This window comes from Ruegeria sp. CK1 (assembly GCF_056536545.1).
The window spans coordinates 421747-442496 of record NZ_JBQFPX010000002.1; the positions used below are offsets into that span (position 1 = coordinate 421747).

Consider the following 20750-nt stretch of genomic DNA (forward strand, 5'->3'; position numbering starts at 1 on the left):
TGTTTTTTGCTCGACGCGCCACCGTTGGGCGGCGCGTTCCGCGTCATTCTCAGCCGCCCTGCTCCGAACTTGCCGCAAAATGAGCAGCAACTGTGTCGGCAGCGCGTGTTACGTCCTCGGGGTTGTCGTAGAAATCGAACTGGGTGACGTCTTCAAGCATCTGCAGCGTTGCGTCCCCTGCAAAGCCTTCCAGGAACTTGCGGACACCCTGCGGAATGGCAGCCGATTCTGAATGCACGACGGCCAAAGGTTGCGTCAGTCGGTCGGGATTTTCTGCCGGGTAATAGGTCAACCAGCCTTCCCAACCCGCATTGTTCCATTGGTTGTCGTATTCTGGGATCGCACCGCGCTCGGGCTCGTAGTAATAGCCACCAATTGGCATGAGCACCCCCTCGGCACCTTCGGGGCCTGCCGCAGGGATTATTTGGCCCCCGGCAGCCTCGGCAGCGCGGCTGACTTCGATCAAGCCGGACACACCTTCTTCTCCGCCACAAACCGTCTCAACGATCTCGGCGTTTTGCAGCCACGGAGCTACTAAGCCAATCCGCTGAACCAGATCGTTGCCCGAGACGGCGTCAACCATGTATCCAGCCGAAGCGCAGATCCCCAGGCCGTTAATATGCGCTGCGTCGACCTCTGGCAGTGTTGCCACAAATTCAAAGGCTGCACGGATGTCGGACGTCTTCGCTTCTGGGCTTTCTACAAATCGGACGTGCTGCGGCAGGTCACCGGATTTGCCCCAGCCGCGAAAATCAAAAGTAAACGCTGCAAAGCCACGCTCGACCATTTCTTCGGCATAAACACGAGGCATCTGTTCCTGCACGGACGTCCAAGCGCCAGTTACCACCACGGCAGGCAATTTCTCACCGCTGTATCCTTCGGGCAGGTAAAGGGTGCCGGACAGCGTTGCGCCTTCGTTTTCGAAGGTAACTGTGCGAGTTTCCACCTGCGCCATTGCGGCGGTCGAGGCCATAAGCAGTGCGGCGGTTCCAAGGGCTGTATTATTCATTGCCTTATCTCCTGATCTACTGCGGTGAGATATTCACCTGATGATCAGAAACTATTCAGCACCCAAGGGTTTTTATTGAACCCTACAACCAGAGTTTTGAAGGATCGCGCTTAGTTTGTTCAAAAGAAGTCAAACCACATTTGACACGCGAAATTCTTTCGGTGTCTGCCCGGTGACCTTTTTGAAACTACGTGAAAAATGGGCCTGATCGGCAAATCCGCACGCGGCTGAAATATCGGCGAAACTGCGACTGTGCTCTGCCAACATTTTGGTCGCCTGCTCTATCCTATAGGCCATGACATACTGCATGGGTGTCGTGCCCAAGGTCTCTTTGAAAACGCGGTTGAAATGCGACTTGCTCATTGCGGTTTCGGCAGCCAAGTCATCAACCGTTATTGTCTGGTCAAGGTGGGCGCGGACATAGGTCAGCACCTTGTGGTAATGGGTTGAAGTGAACCGCGCGCTCAATGCCACCGCTTCGGCTTTGCGGCGACCGTATTTCAGCAAGAGCTTAACCAAAAAGACGCGACTCATCGCCTCGAACATCACGGCCGAGGACATATCGTCGTTCTCAAGCGCATCGCGCAGGATCACTCCGGCAGCGCACAGGTCGGGGTCGGCAAACTGCGGCAGGTCCTCAAACTGCTTCTGCTCCAACAGCATCCCCAGTTCGGATTGCGCAAATTTCTCAACCTTTTGCGGATCGAGCGTGATGACGATGACGTTGGATTTCGCGAACCAACGCCAGCCCGAGCGCGTTCCGGCGGGAGTGACAATGATGTCATGAAGGTTGAAGGTGAAATCCCGCAACTCGCCGTTTCGCATGTTCTGAACTCGATGCGGATCAGATTGCAGGTTCAAAAGGACATGGTGTTCGTCAAACACATCTTCAGGCATGCTATCGGGTTCGGCCTGAAAATAACGCAACGACATCAATGCAGCCGCAGACACATACGGGGCGTCTTCGCTGTTCAGCAATGGCGCGGAGGGGTAAATCTCATTATATAGCCGGGGCACGTTTCAGTAACCTCAAACCCCGTACCGACTGATCATCATCTCGACACTGCCTTCGATGGTTTCAGCCATCTCCGCTTGGCTTAGCACCGAACCTGTGAACAACAATGGCCAAAAGGCACGTGCCTTGATCAAACCAATAAATTCACGGCCTGCTTGCTCTGGGTCGTCAATCCGCAATTGACCATCTTCAGCTGCATCCCGAAGCATGCTTATGAATACAGCCGTTTTGTCCAGCTTGCCTGTCGCCTCTGCCGCCAGTTCGGGGCTGCGCAAAGTTTCGCTGATCACCATCCGAGACATCGCCATTACATCGGGCATCATCAAAATACGCCCTTCGGCCCAGGCCAGCTCGGTCAGCTGCTCACGAATGTCGCTCCCTTGTTCGTACCGGAATTCGACGACCTCAGCGAAGCGATTGGATAGTTCCGTCACGATAGACCGAAACAGGTTTTCCTTACTTTCAAAATACTTATAAAGCGTTCTTTTGGAAACCTCAGCTTGCGCCGAAATTCGATCCATACTGGCCGCGGCAAAGCCCTTGTCTTGGAACTCGGCCACAGCGGCTTCGATGATCTGAGCGTACTTGGACGCATTCGGGGCGCTGCATTCAGTCATGTCAGAGCTATAGACCTATTGACGTGGGGCGGTCAAATCCTAGGTAAACGCAAGAGTTTACAGTGGCAAGTTTTTGTGCCACTAGTAAACGCGCCAGTTTACCGACTCAGGTAACCAGCCCAACACGGAGAGTCCCCTAATGGCCTTGACTTTAAAATTGAACGGCGAAACCCACACGGTCGAAGCCGAACCCGGCACGCCCCTGCTATGGGTGATCCGGGACGAGTTGAAACTCACCGGAACCAAATTCGGCTGCGGCGTTGCATCCTGCGGCGCCTGTACCGTGCATCTAAACGGCGAGCCCGTGCGCTCGTGTCAAACTTACATTGAAGACGTCGAAGACGCCGAAATCACCACAATCGAGGCAGTTGGCGAAGATAAGATCGGCGCGGCTGTTCAGCAGGCCTGGATCGAGCTGGACGTGGTCCAGTGCGGATATTGCCAATCAGGTCAGGTAATGTCGGCGGTCGGATTGCTGTCGGAAAACCCCAAGCCCAGCGCTGAAGAGATCGACAACTACATGCACGGTAACGCCTGCCGCTGCGCCACATATCAACGCATCCGCGCTGGAATTCAGCGCGCGTCAGAGATTTTAGAGGCCTGATCATGACCATCAACACCTCCCGTCGTGGGTTTCTGAAAGGCGCCGCCGCTGCCGGTGCCGTCCTGCTGGTCGGCGCGCGCCCCGATGGTGCGTTGGCAGTAGCTTCATCCGAGACTACTCAGTTCAACCCGTTCTTGAAGATCGACGCTGACGGCACCGTGACAGCCATCGTTAAGCATTTTGAAAAGGGTCAAGGACCTGCAACCGGTCTGCCGACGCTGATCGCGGAAGAGATCGGTCTGACCATGGACCAGATCGAGTACGAATTCGCGCCCTCTGATCCAAATGTCTACAACAACCTACTGTTTGGTCCGTTCCAGGGCACTGGCGGCTCAACCGCTATGGCAAATTCTTGGCTTCAATATCGTCAGGCCGGTGCTGCCGCGCGCGAGATGCTGATTAACGCGGCTGCGCAAAGCTGGGGCTTGGACGCCTCGGACATCACCATCGAGGAAGGTATCGTTAAAGCAGGCGACAAATCTGCGCCGATCGCGGAATTCGTTTCCGCAGCTTCGCAGCTGGAAGCCCCGACCGAGCCGCGCTTGAAAGACCCGTTCGAGTTCCGCTTGATCGGCAACGAAGCCGTTCGCCGTAAGGACTCAGCGATCAAGGGCAACGGTCAGGCGATGTACGCTATGGACCTCCACCTGCCGAACCAGATGGTGGCCATGATCAAGCGCCCGGAATCTAAGGGCGGTATCGCACTTAGCTTTGATGACAGTACCGCCAAAGAGGTTAAAGGCTATATCAACGCCGCAGTTCTGCCCAATCAGGCAGGTGTCGCGGTCTATGCCGAAAACACTTGGGCGGCAATTCAGGCGCGCGATGCGCTTGAGGTCGAGTGGGACATGTCGAGCGCCGAAACGCGTGACTCGGACCAGATCAAGGCCGAAATCATGGCCGCACTGGACGCCGAGCCCATGTTCAACGTTAACAAGGCGGATACCGCGGCGGTATCGGCGGCGATCGACGGGGCAGACAAGGTCATCGAAAAGACCTTCTATTTCCCTCTGCTGGCCCATGCGCCAATGGAACCCCTGAACTGTACCATCGAACAGACGGCAGACGGCACCATTGTCCTGCACGACGGGGCGCAAATGCCGACGGGTCCGCATATGGCTTATCAACAGATATTCCAACTGCCGCCAGAAAAGATTCAGGTAAACACGATGCTGGCCGGCGGTTCTTTTGGGCGTCGCGCAACCCCGGATGCTGATTATCAAGTCGAAGCAGCGCTATCCTTTGTAGTCACGGATCGCTCGCGCTCTGTGAAACTGGTTTGGACCCGCGAAGATGATATCCGTAGCGGCTACTATCGTCCGGCCTTTGGGCACAAGGTTCGTGTGGGGCTGGACGCCGATGGCAACATCGTTGGGTGGCAACATCAGGTCGCTGGGCAGTCCGTCATCAAAGGCACCCCATTCGAGGCGGTTCTCGTCCATGACGGAATTGATCACACCTCAGTCGAAGGAATTGCCGACAGTCCTTATCAAATCCCGGGCATGGCGGTGGGCCTGACCGATACGCCCAAGGCAACAACGGTTCTTTGGTGGCGGTCGGTGGGACATACCCATACGGCTTACACGATGGAGACGATGATGGATCTGGTAGCCGAAGCAGCTGGCCGCGACCCGTTGGAATTCCGTCTGGCTCATCTTTCTGACACCAACGACGCGGATCAGGCTCGGAAGGCCGCTGTTTTGAAGCTGGCGACCGAAAAGGCTGATTGGGGCAATGCTCCGGTTGGTCGGGCACAAGGCATCGCGGTGCATAAGTCCTTTGGCTCTTACGTGGCCGAGGTCGTCGAAGTGTCGGGCGATCCGGAAAGCGGTATCAAGATCGAAAAAGTCACTTGTGCCGTCGACTGCGGTATCGCGGTGAATCCCGATATCGTGCGTGCGCAGATGGAAGGCGGTATCGGCTATGGCATCGGCCACGTCATGCGTGACCAGATCACGCTTACGGGCGGTGCTGTCGATCAGTTCAACTTTCCGGATTACGAGCCGCTGCGGATCGGCGACATTGCTGCGATAGACGTCCACATCGTGCCGTCTGCCGAGGCACCCACCGGTGTCGGCGAACCCGGCACCCCCCCGTCCGCACCTGCCCTGGCTAACGCGATCAACGCCTTGTCCGGCACACTGGTGGCCGAACTGCCAATGGCTGAAAACGGCATCAGCTTCGTTTAAAGCCCACGCTCCGCGCCTCCCCCCTCGGGCGCGGAGCATTTAGCTCGCAAGACTGCGGTGACAAAAATTTGATCAAATTTGGTGACAATGCCTGCTGTCTCTATTACATCTCGGACAATCCGAGTGATGGAGACCCCGATGGACTTGAGCGCCCTGCACAGTTTTCGCGTAGCTGCATGTGATCTGAACGGCCAGATGCGCGGGAAACGCGTGCCGCCTTCTTACGCAGACAAGCTGACCAAAGGCACAGTTCGGATGCCCTTTTCCGCGCTGAATGTTGATCTGTGGGGCTCGGACATAGAAGGCAGTCCCTTGGTGTTCGAAACCGGTGACGCAGACGGGATGCTGTTGCCGACGGATCGAGGTCCGGTTCCAATGCCATGGATAGCGGCAGATACGGCCTTGGTTCCAATGAGCTTGCATGATGACGCCGGCACGCCGTTTGCCGGAGACCCTCGCCATGCACTGGCCGCGGTATTGGATCGCTATGCCAAGCGCGGCTGGTCCGTCATCGCTGCTACTGAACTGGAGTTCACGCTGCTGGACGCTTCCGGCCCGCAACCTCAACCTCCGATCAACCCGGTTACTGGCAGACGGCTCACCGATGAGGCGATACTTTCCATGACCGAGTTGGACGCCTTCGACACCTTCTTCACCGACCTATACGATGGGTGCGCCGCAATGGGTATCCCAGCCCAAACTGCCATTTCCGAAGGCGGCATTGGCCAGTTCGAAATCAACCTGAACCATCAGGACGCGATGCGCTGCGCTGATGATACATGGCTTTTCAAGACCTTGACGCGTGGCTTAGCGCGAAAACACGGTTTTACGGCCACTTTCATGGCGAAACCTTACGCTGAAGACGCCGGCAATGGGATGCACGTGCATTTCTCCGTCGTTGATCAACAAGGAAAGAACGTATTCGACGATGGTGGGCCAGAGGGTACCGATTTGCTGCGTTGGGCTGTTGCCGGGTGTCTGGCTGCGATGCCTGGCTGCACACCGATCTTTGCGCCACATGGCAACTCATACACTCGCCTTGTACCCAGCGCACATGCCCCTACCGGAGCGAGCTGGGCTTATGAGAACCGCACCGCGGCTCTGCGCATCCCTGGCGGTGCCCCGGCCGCACGCCGGATTGAACACCGCGTGGCTGGTGGTGACATCAACCCTTACCTGATGTTGGCAGCAGTATTGGGCGCCGCGTTAAATGGGATCAAGGACGAAACAGAACCGCCCGCCCCTATTACTGGCAACGCTTATGATAGCGACGGCCTGCCGCAATTGGCGAGCGACTGGGCCTCGGCCATATCGGCATTCGAGACTGACCCTTATGTGGCGCGTATCTTCTCTGCTGACCTTATCCGCTTTTTCGCCATGACCAAGCGGCAGGAAATTCAGCGTTTTGCCGACCGTCCGGCAGAAACCCACTGGCTCAGCTACCTCGAGGCAGTATGACCCTCTTGCCCGCCCGGATTCGGTGGGCTAGAATAAATTTGATCAAATTTTGGTGACCCATGAAAATCGGCATCCTAGTGACCGGCCACCGGCCTGACGTACTGCAGGACCAATTCGACGATTATGACGCGATGTTTCGCGATCTCTTGGACGGGAACGGCTTCACATATTCGACCTACGCCGTCGTTGACGGACAGTTCCCCGAAGATGAGTTTCAGGCCGATGGCTGGGTCATCACTGGCTCGCGCCATGGTGCTTACGAAGATCATCCTTGGATTCCACCACTGGAAGATCTGATCCGATCGATTCAGAAAAGCGGCCGCCCATTAATCGGTGTGTGCTTTGGCCACCAAATCATCGCGCAAGCATTGGGTGGAAAAGTTGAGAAGTTCAAAGGCGGTTGGGCAGTCGGACGTACAGACTATGACTATGAGGGGCAGACCGTGACTTTAAACGCGTGGCATCAGGATCAGGTGGTTGCCCTGCCCGAAAAGGCACGTGTGTTGGGATCGAACGCGTTTTGCCACAATGCAATGGTGGCGTATGGCGACACGATATGGACGGTACAGGCGCACCCTGAATACGGTGACGCCTTCATTCAGGGCCTGATGGAAACACGCGGCAAGGGCGTTGTACCTGACGAACTGATGGCAGCTGCCGCAAACCGCTTAAACGCACCAGACGACAATTCAAAGATCGGGCAACTTATGGCGGATTTTTTGAAGAAAGAGAGGGCCTAATGGCCGACTGGAAAGATCAACTGCCACAGGCAGCCCGCACTTATATCGAAGGCCAGAGACTAGATGAGGTCGAATGCGTTATCGCAGACCTGCCCGGAATTGCGCGCGGCAAAGCCGTTCCGGCATCGAAATTCGCCCGTCAGGACTATTTCCATCTGCCGGACAGCATTTTCTACCAAACCATCACTGGCGATTGGGGAGAAGCGGCAGGCGAGGATGGGTTTATCGAACGGGACATGATCCTGAAACCCGATTTCTCAACCGCTTCCGCCGCACCCTGGACTGGCGACTGGACGTTGCAGGTGATCCACGACGCCTATGATCGGGACGGAGAGCCGATCCCTTTTAGCCCCCGCAACGTGCTGAAGCGCGTAGTGCAGCTGTATCGTGACAAGGGTTGGAACCCAATCGTCGCGCCCGAGATGGAGTTTTTTCTGGTCGCCCCCAATGTCGATCCGGCTCAAGGCATCAAACCGATGATGGGCCGCTCGGGTCGCCCAGCGGCTGCTCGTCAGGCTTATTCCATGACAGCCGTGGACGAGTTTGGCCCCGTGATCGATGACATTTATGATTTCGCCGAACATCAAGGGTTTGAAATCGACGGCATCACTCAGGAAGGCGGGGCTGGTCAGCTGGAAATCAACCTGCGCCATGGTAACCCTGTGAAACTGGCTGATGAGGTCTTTTACTTTAAACGCCTGATCCGCGAGGCTGCCTTGCGTCATAACTGTTTTGCCACCTTCATGGCAAAACCGATCGCGGACGAGCCGGGCTCGGCGATGCACATCCACCACTCGATCACGGATATCGAGACCGGGCAGAACATCTTCTCTGGCCCGCAAGGGGGTGAGACCGACGCATTCTACAACTTCATCGCTGGGCTACAAAACCACCTGCCTGCCGGGCTGGCCGTAATGGCGCCATATGTGAATTCGTACCGCCGGTATGTGAAGGACCACGCTGCCCCGATTAACTTGGAATGGGCACGCGACAACCGCACCACGGGCATCCGCGTACCTCTGTCCGGGCCCGAGGCGCGTCGCGTTGAAAACCGTATCGCCGGGATGGACTGTAACCCTTACTTAGGCATCGCTTTGTCGCTTGCCTGTGGTTATTTGGGATTGATCCAGCAGGAACGCCCCCGCCGTCAGTTTCACGGTGACGCCTATGAAGGCGAAGGCGACATCCCGCAAGTCATGGGCAGTGCGTTGGACCTGTTCGATGAGGCCACCGCCCTGCACGAAGTTTTGGGCCCCGAATTCGCCCGCGTCTATAGCATCGTAAAACGGGCCGAATACGAAGAGTTCCTGCAGGTGATCTCTCCGTGGGAGCGCGAGCATCTCTTGCTGAACGTCTGAGGCGCGTGATGAACCTGCTCTATTCCAACGACCGCAAAGCCGAATACCCGGCCAGTTGGTACGCGGCGACGGCCAATTCGATAGACCGATTTCCTACCCTGTCAGGTGACACCAAAGCTGATGTCTGTGTCGTGGGCGCTGGCTATACCGGTCTTTCCGCCGCCCTGCATCTGGCTGAGGCCGGACTAGACGTGGTGCTGCTCGAGGCACATCGAGTGGGTTTTGGCGCCTCGGGCCGCAATGGTGGCCAGTTGGGTAGTGCACAGCGCATGGATCAAGAGGATCTGGAAAGTTTGGTTGGCGATGACGACGCCTCTAAGCTGTGGGATTTGGCCGAGGACGCAAAGAATCTAGTGAAGTCCCTGATCAGGAAGCATCAGATCGATTGCGCCTTAAAGCCGGGCGTTGCCGTCTTGGGCCTGAGTTCGAAGGAACAAGCAGAGCTGCATGACCATGCAGAGCATTTGTCCAGTCGATATGGGTACGACGAAATTGAATGTCTGGATGAGGCGGCAGGGCACGCCCTTTGCCCCTCGCCCGCCTATAAAGGTGGATACCTGGACATGGGCGCGGCCCATCTGCATCCTCTGAATTACGCGCTGGGTCTGGCAAAGGCCGCAGCCAAAGCCGGAGTTCGCATCTACGAAAGCACAGAAGTCACTGGCATCGAAGAAGGCCAACCCGCCAAAGTTCGCACAGCGGATGGAACAGTAAGCGCCGACCACGTCATTCTGGCCTGTAATGGTTATATGGGCGAGCTGAACCGCAAGGTGGCTGCCCGGGTTATGCCAATTAACAACTTCATCGCTGCAACCGAACCCTTGGGTGCTGATACTGCCCGCGTCCTCACCCGCGATGTAGCTGTGGCTGATACAAAGTTTGTGGTGAACTATTTTCGGCTCAGCGCAGATGGCCGCCTGCTTTTCGGTGGTGGCGAAAGCTATGGCTACCGTTTCCCAACCGACATTGCTGCCAAGGTGCGCAAACCCATGGCAGAAATCTTTCCGCACCTTCAGGATGTTAAGATTGACTATGCCTGGGGCGGCACTTTGGCCATCACTATGCGGCGGATGCCCTATTTGACCCGAGTTGCACCGAACATCCTGTCTGCTTCGGGATACTCTGGGCACGGGGTCGGCACTGCTACCCACGCCGGGCAACTGATGGCGCTGGCGATCCGAGGGCAGGTTGAAGGCTTCGACACCATGGCCCGTGTCCCTGCCCTACCCTTCCCCGGTGGCCCTGCCCTGCGCAGCCCGTTGCTGGTGCTGGCGATGACCTGGTTTGCGCTGCGGGACCGCCTCGGGGTCTGACGTTAAGAAAGTACGACAGATTGGTGAAATTTCGCCCATAGCGCGATTGAGGGGTTTTATTGCCAAAAGTTTGGCTTTATGTTTTCCAAAGTTAGAATTTGGGAAAATCAAATATGACGCTTCCTCCAAACGTTCATGACGCCGAACCCATCCCGCCAGCAGCAAAAGAAGCCATCGACGCCTTGATGCAGTCGGGCGATCTTTTCCGCTATACCGCACCGCAGGATGCGCCAGTGGCCTTGCTCGAGGCGGAATTCGCTGAATTGCTGGGCACGAAATACGCACTGGCGGTATCGTCCTGTTCGGCGGCTTTGTTTCTGTCACTTAAGGCTCTGGACCTTCCGAGGGACGCGCGTGTTCTGATCCCCGGCTTTACCTTTGCTGCCGTACCCTCTTCGGTCGTACATGCAGACTGCATTCCGGTCTTGTGTGAAGTCGGTGAGAACTATCGCATCAACCTAGACGATTTCGCCGCCAAGCTGGACAGTGTGCAAGCTGTAATCATCAGCCACATGCGCGGCCACACGTCAGACATGGACGCGATTATGGCCTTGTGCAATGAGCGCAACATTCCAGTGATCGAGGACGCTGCACACTCGCTGGGTACCACCTGGCATGGGCAGAACATCGGCACCATTGGCAAAGTCGGCTGCTTCTCGTTCCAGTCCTACAAAATGATTAATGCAGGCGAAGGCGGTATCCTGATAACCGACGACGCCGATCAGGTGGCCCGTGCCGTAATCATGTCCGGCGCTTACGAGCATAACTGGAAAAAACACAAAGGCCCTCACGGAGACAATTCGCCCGAATTAGAACAGGCCTTTGCGCGATGGCAGAACCAATTGCCACTGTACAACTTGCGGATGAGCAACCTAAGCGCTGCAGTGATACGCCCGCAAATCCCGGAACTGGCGCGCCGCGTTCAGGATGGTCTATCGAACCATGACTATGTGGCCGAGCGGTTGAATAGCTCCGCCAACATCTCGGTCCCGGCCCCGTTGGCTCCCGAGCGCCGTGCGCCCGATTCAATACAGTTCAATCTGGTAGGTATGGACGAGGCTGAAATTCGTGCCTTTGCCGCCGCCTCTGAAGCACGCGGCGTAAAGGTGCAGGTATTTGGTCTGAGTGAAGACAACGCTCGCGCCTTTTGGAACTGGCAATTCCTTCCCGAAAAGTTTGAGCTGCCGCAAACACGCGACATGCTTATGAAAGCCTGTGACGTCCGTTTGCCGGTGCGTTTGACGAAAGATGAACTGGACGTGATCGCCGATATTCTGCTGGCCTCGGTCGGCGAGGTGACTGGCCCGGTACCGGTTTACGGCACCTGATTAATCTTCGAGATCAAAAGCATCGACGGATAGAAACAAAGCTGTAACCCCTTCGGGGGTTGCGGCCACACGAGACAGGATCGCTGCTACCTGAACTCCGTCGGGCGTTTCGACCAAAAGCGGCGCACCTGAATCACCCATCATCACAGGGCAAACCGCCAATAGAACCCTATTCGCATGCCGTTGCGGCACGCAGGTCTCTGTCCGACTCAGCACATGAGGCCGAAAACCTGAGTAGCCCGCCACGAAGGCTGCTGAAGTTTCTTCGCGTGCAATGGGCAGATGGCCGATCTGCTGTCCAATCGGATCAGTCAACTCCAGAATAGCCCAATCAAGTTCAGCGCGATTTTCGAAGCCGTCGCCCAGAGCTTGTGCGGACGCGAACCGATAGCCGTTGACGCCCGAAACCGCTGCGGCTTCGCCTCGTTGGTATCCAGCAACAAATCTGATGCTGGATGGCGGTATCCAACGCAAACGTGCTGCGTTGTACAAGCAATGCGCGGCGGTCAGGACGAGCCTGTCAGACACAAGAACGCCTGTGCAATGAGACCTCTGATCCCGGCTGGCGAAGTTGATACGCCCAATTGCGCGCCACGGGGCTGTACTTGCCTCCAGAACCTCACGCTTGCGAATAGCGTCGCACCCGGCCTCAGATTGCGCGCCCATTGTGCAAACCTGAGACCAGTTTTCAGAAAACCGACCCTGCGACAGTGCAGGATACGTCCAAAACACCGCCAAGGTCAGAACCAGCCAGCGCATTTGGGTGTCTTCAGTTCAGCTTGGAGAGCTTTTGCTGCAACTCAGCCAGTTGCTTTTTGATATCGTCGAGATCTTCTTTTGACTCGGGCGTCGACTCGTCATCCTTGTCTGGCCCGGACCATCCACTGGACAAACCACCCGTCATCGCCTTGAGGAATGCCTTTTGCTGCGCCTGCATCGCTTCGAATCCCGGCATCTGCGACATCGGGTTCATCGCATTCATGTTTTCCATCATCTTGTTCTGGCTTTCGCGCAGCATCTCGAAGGAGCTTTGCAAAAATTGCGGCATCATCCCACCGCCAGGGATCATGTAGCTGCGCACTAGATCGTTCAGAACGTTGACCGGCAACACGTTTTCGCCGCGGCTTTCGTGTTCAGCAATGATTTGTAGCAGATATTGCCTTGTAAGATCGTCCCCGGTTTTCAGGTCGATGATCTGTACTTCACGCCCATCGCGGATAAATGCTGCGATGTCTTCGAGCGTGACATAGTCACTGGTCTCGGTGTTATACAGCCGACGGCTGGCGTAACGTTTGATCAACAGCGGTTTTTCTTGTTCTGCCACCGTTTACCCTCCCCAAGGATGATGCATTGCAGCAGAGGTTATGCGACTGCAGAACAAAAAGAAAGGGCAGGTCGATTGACCTGCCCAGCGCGATTGCACCAGATGGGAGGAACGGGTGCGTGTCGCGGTCTTTTCTTACTTTGCAGTTGCAGCTTTCTTGGCAGCAGCTGTCACGTCGTTGGTTGCTTTTTTGACGGCAGCAGTTGCGTCTTCAGCAGCTTCTTTACCAGCAGCCATCAGCAGCTCGACGGTTTCAGACTGAAGTTTTTTCGCGATTTCAGCGAAAGCAGCCATGTTTTCAGCAGCAACTTCAGCCGACGCGCTTGCGAAATCGGTAGCAGCTTTTGCGTAGTCAGCAGGCTCAGCCTTTGCTTTCGACATCTCGTTCAGTTTGGCCAGAGTGTCCTTGGTCCATTTGTTCGAGATTTCAGCCGACTTCTCAGCTGCTTCCAGAGCAACGCCCGACAGTTTTTCGTTCAGGGTTGCGGTCGATTTGAAGGCACCTTCCAAAGCAGAGGTGTCAACAGGGAATGCGCCCATCATGTCTTTCAGGGTCGCGGTAAAGTCTTGAGTCTTTGCCATTGTCCTAATCCTTTTGCCGAACCGGGCCCACCCCGGCTTTCATCAGCTTGAGGACAATATGTATGCTGCGCCGCAGCATTGCAAGTTTTTTCTTGCTGCGCCGCAGAAATTTTAAGTTTCAAAATGAAATCAGCCGTTTGGATTGGCCAATACATAGGTGCCTGGTGCAGGAGCCAGCGAAGGATGATCCGAATCGCCGGTATCGCGGGCCGGAACCTGCTTGCCGGATCGCTTCTTTAGCCATGCCTCCCACATCGGCCACCAAGACCCTTGATGAAAGTCGGCGTCTTTCATCCAGGTTTCGGCGTCAGACTTCATATCCGGATTAGTATAATGACCATATTTCTTCTTGCTGGGCGGGTTGACGATGCCTGCGATGTGTCCGGATTCCGAAACCACAAAGGTCTTGGAACGCGACCCCATCTTCTGCACCCCGCGATAGCAGTCTTTCCACGCAGCGATATGATCCGTCTCGCACGTGATCGCCATTAGCGGCACATCAACGTCGCTGACGCGCAGCTTGTGCCCGAGAAGCTCGAAGCCGTCAGTGGCAAACTCATTGCGCTGACACAAGCCACGCAAATACTGCACTGTCATCTTGGCAGGCAGGTTGGCCCCGTCACCATTCCAATAAAGCAGATCAAAAGCTGGCGGTAGCTCGCCCATCATGTAGCTGCGAATTGCTGGGCCGTAGACCAGATCGCGTGAGCGCAAGAAAGACATGGTACGCGCCATGATCCAAGAGCGAAGAATGCCCTCTTTATTCACCTCTTCTTCTACACCGTCGATGAAATCATTCTGCAAGAACGGTGTGAACTCCCCTTGATCAGAGAAGTCCGTCAAGGCCGTAAACAGCGTGGCTGACTTGATCGACTTGTCGCCACGCTGCTTCATAAGCGACAATGTCAAGCTAAGCGTTGTGCCCGCGATGCAGTAGCCGATCGCGTTGACCTGCTTGACGTTGCAGATCTTTTTGGCTTCTTCGATCGCGGTTAGGAAACCGTCCTGAATATAATCCTCAAGACCGGTATCGGCATAGCTTTCATCTGGGTTGACCCAGCTGACCACAAACAGCGTATAGCCCTGCTCGGTGATCCACTTGATCAAGCTGTTCTGTGCTTTGAGGTCGAGGATGTAGAACTTGTTGATCCAGGGCGGGAACAGCACGATTGGTGTCTCGTAAACTGTTTCGGTCGCGGGCTTGTATTGGATCAGCTCCATCATCCGGTTCCGAAAAACCACGTCACCCGGAGTGGTCGCCAGATTTCCACCAACCTCGAATGCGCTTTCGTCCGCCAGTTTGACCACTAACTCGCCATCGTTCGCCTCAAGGTCCGAGACCAGATTTTCAAGCCCTTGGATCAGGGATTGCCCTTCGGTTTCAACTGCCTTTTGTAGCGCATCCGGATTCGTGGCCAAGAAATTCGTCGGCGCCATCATGTCGATGATCTGCTGCGAGAAATACCGCAGGCGCCGTTTGTCCTTGTCATCCAGATCCTCGACCGAGGCAACTGCCTGAGAGATCGCTGAAGCATTCGTCTGGTATTGCTGCCGAATAAGACGGAAGTAGGGGTTGGTTTCCCACAAGGGGTTCGAAAACCGTTTATCTCCTGAGATTGCCTCGTCGTCTTCAACCTCGCCTGTTGCCATGGCCTGCTGCGCTTCGGCAAAGTTCAGAACCGATTTGCCCCAGTACTCAATCTGCTGTTCCAATAGCTTGGCAGGGTTTTGCAAGGCTTCGGCCCAATAGGCTGTTGCTGCTCGTGCGAAAAGCTCTTGATTCGGGCCGTCCAAGGCGGGCGTATGCGACTTTTTCGTCGCCATGACGTCGATCAGTCGTTTCGACAACTCTTCGACCCGCTCCATATTTTCTTTAAGTCGTTCAATGCTTTCGTCGTTCAATTCTGGCATCTGGTCTTCACTTGTTGTCATTTTAACAATTCCCCCCTAACCTCGCTGCTACGCAGAATAACGTCGTGGGTGTCGGGGGGCAAAGCGGCGAATGGTCCGAAATAATAGGCTGACATTTAGGAGGCCCCTTTCCCATGCGCTATATGATTACATACGATCTGATGGAGACGTTGCGCAACACCAACCAATGGATGGGCGCTACTGCCAGTGCCATGGCATCTTACCCAGTCCTGTCCATGGTCCCCAACCCCGCCTTCAGCATGATGGCTGCTTGGGGTGAGGTAACTGAACGAACATTCCAGCGCATGGTCGTCAAGCCAGACTGGGGTATTCGCACTTTCACGTGCGAAGATGGCAAAGATCATTTGGTTGACATAACCACCATTGTCGAACGCCCATTTGGAGATTTGTTGCATTTCCGCGTTAACGGCCGCGAAGAACAACCTCGCAAAGTATTGTTGATTGCGCCGATGTCCGGACATTATGCAACGCTGCTGCGATCGACCGTCAAAAGTCTGTTGGTCGATTGCGAAGTCTACATTACCGATTGGCATAACGCGCGCGACATCCCCGTCTCAGAAGGTAAGTTCGATGTTGAGGACTATACCCTCTACCTTGTCGATTTTATGAAAGAGCTTGGTCCGGACACCCATGTTGTGGCCGTCTGCCAACCTGCGCCTCTATCACTCGCTGCGACCGCCTATCTGGCCGAGGTCGAACCCAAGGCGCAGCCCAGCACCCTGACCCTGATCGGTGGCCCGGTTGACCCGGACGCTACTCCGACCGACGTGACCGACTTTGGCCGCCGCGTCACAATGGGTCAGCTGGAAGAAACGATGATTCAGCGCGTGGGCTTTAAATACAAAGGCGTTGGCCGCATGGTTTATCCCGGCCTGTTGCAGTTGGCGTCTTTCATGTCGATGAATGCCGAGCGCCACTCAAAGGCATTTTCTGATCAAATCCAGCGGGTTATGCGAGGTGAAGCCACGGATCATGATGCCCACAACCGGTTCTATGATGAGTATCTGGCCGTAATGGACATGACCGCCGAGTTCTACCTGTCGACCGTTGAGCGTGTCTTCAAGAACCGCGAAATCGCCCGAAACGAATTTGTTGTCGGTGGTCATAAGGTCGATATTGGCAAGATCACCGATGTCGCAGTCAAGACAGTCGAAGGCGCGAATGATGACATCTCGGCCCCTGGCCAGTGTATCGCAGCGCTTGATCTTTGCACCGGCCTGCCGGATTCGAAAAAGGCCAGTCATGTAGAACCAAGCGCTGGCCACTATGGGATATTCGCCGGGCGCAGCTGGCGCGACAACATCCGGCCATTGGTGATCGACTTTATGAATGCCAATTCGCGTAAACCGCGTCGGCGGGCGGCCAACAGCAACAAAGTGGCCTAATACGAATGGGCAGGAGAATGGCGCAGCCATTGGCTTTTTCCTGCACCTGCGGTTCGCTATACGGTCACATCACCTCTGCCGGCGTGCGCTCGGGCACCCATGTTGGCTGTTTCTGCAACGATTGTCGTGCGGCGCAACTGTACTGTGGGCAACCGGACCCGGCCCCCGGGCCGGTCAGCATTCTTCAGATGAGCTCGGAAGAAGTTCACATCGACGAAGGCGCGGAACTTCTTGCGCTGATGCAGCTCAGCCCCAAAGGGATGCTGCGATGGTACGCTAAGTGCTGCAATGCACCGCTTGCGACGACGGCGCGGACCGCGAAAGTTCCGTTCGCCGGGTTTATCGTCGAGCGTATCTCCGACCCCAGCGAGATTGGTCCGATCATGACGCTAGGATTTGTTCCCCAACCGGACGGCAAGCAATCACACGAAAAAATTCGTTACGCGGCGGTTGGGCTTCTCAAGCGTCTGGCGAAATCGTGGCTGTCAGGCAGCTGGAAAAACACACCTTTCTTTAATCCGGCAAGCGGTAAACCAGTGGTAACGCCGACAACCCTCAGCGAGGCCGATCGCGCGAAATACTACACATAGCCGGCCCCTACAGATGTGCTAAGCCATTCGGTTAGCATCTCATTTACCACCACGGGGGTTTCCAGAGTTGGGAAGTGCCCAGCTTCTTCTAAAACTTTTAGCTCGGCACCTGGGATGAGCTCGGCCATGAAGGTGTTTTTCCGCACGGATGTCAGCGTGTCGTGAACTCCACACAAAATCAGTGTGGGTACTTTGATGCGCCGCAACTCTCCTTGTTGGTCCGGGCGCCGTTGCAAGGCGCGGGTTTGGCGCTCAAATACCTCGGTTCCGTGATCCAACGCCATCTCGATGAAGTTGTTCATAATCGGAATGCGCTGAGGTCCCGGAGCCAGAGAATCCGACCCGAAAACCCTGCGCATCACATCGTCAAGTCGACCAGCCTTGGCCCCCACCAAATGCTCTTCCCGTGCGGCAGCCAAATGCGGTGTATCTGCATGCGCGTCCGTTGCCATCAGACACAGGCGTGAAACCCGGTCCGGTGCCCGGCGAATAACTTCAAGCGCAACCACCCCTCCCATACCCAACCCGCCCAACGCGAAGCGATGGGGCAATTGATCCAGAAGGGCCGATGCAATTTCTTCGATCCGCTCACCCAAAGAAACAGGTGCGACCGTGACCGCGCTCTGACGGGAAAGACAGTTGATCTGAGGCGCAAAAAGCCGTGCGTCGCACATCATCTCAGGCAGTAAAACCAGCGGCTCGATCACGCGGGGCCTCACCAATCTTTAACTATTCAAACGGACCTCTTGTTTTCAGGATGAGACGTTTTCCAGGGTCGGGCAAGTTAAAGTTCACGGATAGGCGATCCCCCGAAAGGTTGGAAAATCCTCATACCGGCTGCGTCGGGTTTTCAAGTCTTCGCCCGGCTCTGCCCCTGGCCGCAACAAACATCCACGCGGTTTGATATAGCTGTCGATCCGGCGATGCGGTTTGGGCCGCCACACCAAATTGAAGGCGCAGAGCTTTGGAAAGAACCAAATCTCGGAATAGTCCAGATGGTCATGCATCCACCAAGCCAAGTCACGCCAATCACGTCCGGTTTCGTACTGATCGGCGAACCAAGGAACAACGACCGAGGCCCCCGCGATCCGCGCGTCCCCATCGGCCCGGTCCCAGATGTGGCACTCCAATGGATTATCATTTCGAGCACAATTCAGGCGGTTTTCATTCCCGAACTGGTTCAGAGAAGGCGAGCGATATCCGCTCCGAACGGCAATCCGCCCAAAGGTCTCTTCCAACGGATCAAGCAATGTCTGGCAAAACGCGCGCCCGGTTTCGATGGCGAGATCAGGATTTTCGGGAAGGTTCTGTTTCTCGTGAAAATTAGCAATTTCGGAGTATAGAAAATCGCGCATGAAGAAATGCCGGGAAAGGCGAACGCGACCAAGCGTTTCAAGGCTCCACATGCTTCCCGGCTTGCGCATCGTCACTCCACACCTATCCCTTTTAGCCAGTCCAGAATGCCCGCCACAGCGGTATCGGTCTGACCCGGCGACATCAGACGTCCTGCAATCACATGCGACATGGGATCGTCACCTTGCCCCATCGTCACCAGTTCCACTGCCACGGGCCCTCCCCAAGCCTCGGCGACCTTGTGCGTCAAATCCGGGCGCACCACCTGATCATCATTAGAAAACCAGAACAATGCTGGTATCTGCGCGTCTGAGAAATCCAGCGCGTAAACGGTTTCAACCAACGCGGTCATCGGCACCACAGCCTCCCACGGATAGACCGCTGTCCAATATTTGTTCTTTTCTGGGTCTGGGCTGGAAACGTCACGTTCCTCTCCCATCACCAAAGGTAGCCAAGTTCGCGCCCAAGGCAGGCCGGGCATCCATGCACCTGGTGTGTTGACCCCAAAGTTCGGAGAAACAAAGACCATCCCCGCAACATCGCGACTAAGCTCTTGATCCAGCGTCGCCGCTGCTGCCAAGGTTCCGCCAGTCGAGGTTGAAATGACCACAACCTTTTCGCCAACAGCCCGCGCCGCTGCTAACCCTTCGGCCATGTCTTCCATCCAACCCGAGGCCGTCCCTTCGGCCATCGCGCTGCCTTCCCGCCCGTGCCCTTGCAGCCGCGTGTAGATCAGATTGGCCCCCAACGCATCGGCCACCATGTCGGGCACCGGTCGGATTTCCTCGGACGAGGCCGAGAACCCGTGGACATAAAGCACGGAAAACGGCGTGCGTTGTTCCTTGAAGCCATCCTGCCATATCACCCGTTTTTCAACGCCCGGAACGATATCATCGTAGGCGGACTCGGTGCTTTCAAAGTAAACCTGCACGCCCTCGCCGAATTTTCGCGGATCGAAACGCGGATGCAGGTTGACCTCTTCACGGGGGCCGAACCAATAGGTCAGCCCACCGACAACAATCAGCGCCAGAAGCAGGCGCCCGAGTACCCAGCCAAAGCGCTGCACTAGCTGTCCCCCATTACCTCAAGGACCGCGTTCTCGATAAGCCCCAGACAAGGACCGTCCGAAAAACGATGATCCGCTTCCTTGACCAACAACAGGTGAATATCTGGCCCAGTGGCATGCTCCAACAGACGCACAGCGGTTTCTGTTGATACCGCCGTGTCGGCTGTGCCTTGAAGACTGCGAACCGGGAATGGCAGGTTCAGCGGGTCCCGCAAAACCAAGCGCTGCCGTCCATCCTCGATCATTCGCTTGGTGATGATGTAAGGTTCCATGTAGTCCGAGGGCAATTCTACATGGCCAACATTTTCCAATGCGGCCTTCTGTTCGTCGCTAAACGACTCCCAATATCCATCCTCGGTAAAATCCGGCGCAGCGGCGATTGTAACCATGCCCGCAATCCGCTCTGGCATCGCCTTGGCCAGCAAGAGCGCCTGCCACCCACCCATGGACGAGCCGACAACGATCAAAGGTCCATCCGTCAACGCCGAAACAGCAGCAACCGTATCTTCATGCCAATCACCGATGCAGCCATCGGTAAAGGCTTCGGAACTCTCTCCATGCCCGGAATAGTCAAAGCGCAAAAACGCCTGCCCACGCGCCTGTGCCCAAGCCTCAAGGTGCACCGCCTTGGTGCCCTCCATATCCGATTTCAACCCGCCCAGAAAAACGATAGTTGGGCCCGCGCCCTCGCTCTTGTGATAAGCCAACCGCCGCCCCTGCGCCGTTTCAAGAAATTCCGTCGCCGCCATGAAACCCTCTTTCTGTTTGCGTAACATCATGCATGCCAGAACAGTGGTCGCAATTCCCGAATTCCATCGACATGCAGCGTCAGTGCCCCGCTCTTCCGCTCTTGACAGGCTATGCTGCACCTGCCAAATCAGCCGAAC

General features: G+C 56.0%; 20 protein-coding genes. 9 read left to right on the forward strand and 11 right to left on the reverse strand.

Translation table 11 applies throughout. The annotated features are described in order from the left end of the window. Window positions 1-49 precede the first annotated feature (49 nt). The 3 genes from ACR0L3_RS08645 to ACR0L3_RS08655 all read right to left on the reverse strand — a co-directional run bounded on the left by ACR0L3_RS08645 (window position 50) and on the right by ACR0L3_RS08655 (window position 2641). Window positions 50-1009: an alpha/beta hydrolase gene (locus tag ACR0L3_RS08645; protein ID WP_480745298.1), complete on the reverse strand. Its 960-nt coding sequence runs from the start codon at window positions 1007-1009 to the stop codon at window positions 50-52. A gap of 129 nt (window positions 1010-1138) precedes the next feature. After that, window positions 1139-2026: a helix-turn-helix domain-containing protein gene (locus ACR0L3_RS08650; RefSeq protein WP_480745299.1), complete on the reverse strand. Its 888-nt coding sequence runs from the start codon at window positions 2024-2026 to the stop codon at window positions 1139-1141. A 12-nt stretch (window positions 2027-2038) separates the two neighbouring features. Next, complete coding sequence (locus tag ACR0L3_RS08655; protein WP_480745300.1) at window positions 2039-2641, reverse strand: TetR/AcrR family transcriptional regulator; 603 nt, start codon at window positions 2639-2641, stop codon at window positions 2039-2041. A gap of 139 nt (window positions 2642-2780) precedes the next feature. On the opposite strand from ACR0L3_RS08655, the gene ACR0L3_RS08660 reads away from it, so the two are divergent. The 7 genes from ACR0L3_RS08660 to ACR0L3_RS08690 all read left to right on the forward strand — a co-directional run bounded on the left by ACR0L3_RS08660 (window position 2781) and on the right by ACR0L3_RS08690 (window position 11631). After that, on the forward strand, window positions 2781-3245 hold the full coding sequence (locus tag ACR0L3_RS08660; protein WP_480745301.1) for a (2Fe-2S)-binding protein: 465 nt from the start codon (window positions 2781-2783) through the stop codon (window positions 3243-3245). A 2-nt stretch (window positions 3246-3247) separates the two neighbouring features. Beyond that, window positions 3248-5434, forward strand: a complete 2187-nt coding sequence (locus ACR0L3_RS08665; RefSeq protein ID WP_480745302.1) for a xanthine dehydrogenase family protein molybdopterin-binding subunit — start codon at window positions 3248-3250, stop codon at window positions 5432-5434. A 138-nt stretch (window positions 5435-5572) separates the two neighbouring features. Beyond that, window positions 5573-6892, forward strand: coding sequence for a glutamine synthetase family protein (locus ACR0L3_RS08670; protein WP_480745303.1), 1320 nt, complete (start codon window positions 5573-5575; stop codon window positions 6890-6892). Window positions 6893-6951: 59 nt separating this feature from the next. Next, window positions 6952-7632 (forward strand): type 1 glutamine amidotransferase, encoded by a 681-nt coding sequence (locus ACR0L3_RS08675; RefSeq protein WP_480745304.1) that lies wholly within the window; start codon window positions 6952-6954, stop codon window positions 7630-7632. Further along, complete coding sequence (locus ACR0L3_RS08680) at window positions 7632-8990, forward strand: glutamine synthetase family protein (protein ID WP_480745305.1); 1359 nt, start codon at window positions 7632-7634, stop codon at window positions 8988-8990. Before ACR0L3_RS08675 ends, ACR0L3_RS08680 begins: the two co-directional genes overlap by 1 nt. Before the next feature lie 8 nt (window positions 8991-8998). Beyond that, on the forward strand, window positions 8999-10303 hold the full coding sequence (locus ACR0L3_RS08685) for an NAD(P)/FAD-dependent oxidoreductase (protein ID WP_480745306.1): 1305 nt from the start codon (window positions 8999-9001) through the stop codon (window positions 10301-10303). Between the two features lie 113 nt (window positions 10304-10416). Then, window positions 10417-11631 (forward strand): DegT/DnrJ/EryC1/StrS family aminotransferase, encoded by a 1215-nt coding sequence (locus ACR0L3_RS08690; protein ID WP_480745307.1) that lies wholly within the window; start codon window positions 10417-10419, stop codon window positions 11629-11631. On the opposite strand, the gene ACR0L3_RS08695 is transcribed toward ACR0L3_RS08690, so the two are convergent. From ACR0L3_RS08695 to ACR0L3_RS08710, 4 genes are all read right to left on the reverse strand, one after another. After that, window positions 11632-12390, reverse strand: a complete 759-nt coding sequence (locus tag ACR0L3_RS08695) for a trypsin-like serine peptidase (protein WP_480745308.1) — start codon at window positions 12388-12390, stop codon at window positions 11632-11634. It lies immediately after the preceding gene. A gap of 10 nt (window positions 12391-12400) precedes the next feature. Beyond that, window positions 12401-12955: a polyhydroxyalkanoate synthesis repressor PhaR gene (phaR, locus tag ACR0L3_RS08700; protein ID WP_480745309.1), complete on the reverse strand. Its 555-nt coding sequence runs from the start codon at window positions 12953-12955 to the stop codon at window positions 12401-12403. 135 nt (window positions 12956-13090) lie between these two features. After that, complete coding sequence (locus ACR0L3_RS08705; RefSeq protein ID WP_480745310.1) at window positions 13091-13537, reverse strand: phasin family protein; 447 nt, start codon at window positions 13535-13537, stop codon at window positions 13091-13093. Window positions 13538-13666: 129 nt separating this feature from the next. After that, window positions 13667-15469, reverse strand: coding sequence for a PHA/PHB synthase family protein (locus ACR0L3_RS08710; RefSeq protein WP_480745311.1), 1803 nt, complete (start codon window positions 15467-15469; stop codon window positions 13667-13669). 113 nt (window positions 15470-15582) lie between these two features. Here ACR0L3_RS08710 and phaZ point away from each other — a divergent pair, with 113 nt between their 5' ends. After that, window positions 15583-16854: a polyhydroxyalkanoate depolymerase gene (gene phaZ / locus ACR0L3_RS08715; protein WP_480745312.1), complete on the forward strand. Its 1272-nt coding sequence runs from the start codon at window positions 15583-15585 to the stop codon at window positions 16852-16854. 17 nt (window positions 16855-16871) lie between these two features. Then, a complete protein-coding gene (locus ACR0L3_RS08720; RefSeq protein WP_480745313.1) occupies window positions 16872-17444 on the forward strand; it encodes a DUF6151 family protein in 573 nt (190 codons plus the stop codon). Here ACR0L3_RS08720 and ACR0L3_RS08725 read toward each other — a convergent pair. The 4 genes from ACR0L3_RS08725 to ACR0L3_RS08740 form a co-directional block, all read right to left on the reverse strand. Next, the gene (locus ACR0L3_RS08725) at window positions 17435-18151 is read right to left on the reverse strand and encodes an alpha/beta fold hydrolase (RefSeq protein ID WP_480745314.1); all 717 of its coding nucleotides are present in this window, start codon (window positions 18149-18151) and stop codon (window positions 17435-17437) included. The genes ACR0L3_RS08720 and ACR0L3_RS08725 overlap by 10 nt on opposite strands. A gap of 84 nt (window positions 18152-18235) precedes the next feature. Beyond that, on the reverse strand, window positions 18236-18850 hold the full coding sequence (locus ACR0L3_RS08730; RefSeq protein ID WP_480745451.1) for a hypothetical protein: 615 nt from the start codon (window positions 18848-18850) through the stop codon (window positions 18236-18238). Window positions 18851-18870: 20 nt separating this feature from the next. After that, entirely contained in the window at window positions 18871-19863 is a 993-nt protein-coding gene (locus ACR0L3_RS08735) for an alpha/beta hydrolase (RefSeq protein WP_480745315.1), read from the reverse strand. Beyond that, the gene (locus ACR0L3_RS08740; protein WP_480745316.1) at window positions 19863-20612 is read right to left on the reverse strand and encodes an alpha/beta fold hydrolase; all 750 of its coding nucleotides are present in this window, start codon (window positions 20610-20612) and stop codon (window positions 19863-19865) included. The genes ACR0L3_RS08735 and ACR0L3_RS08740 overlap by 1 nt, the downstream gene beginning before the upstream one ends. Window positions 20613-20750: the final 138 nt, after the last annotated feature.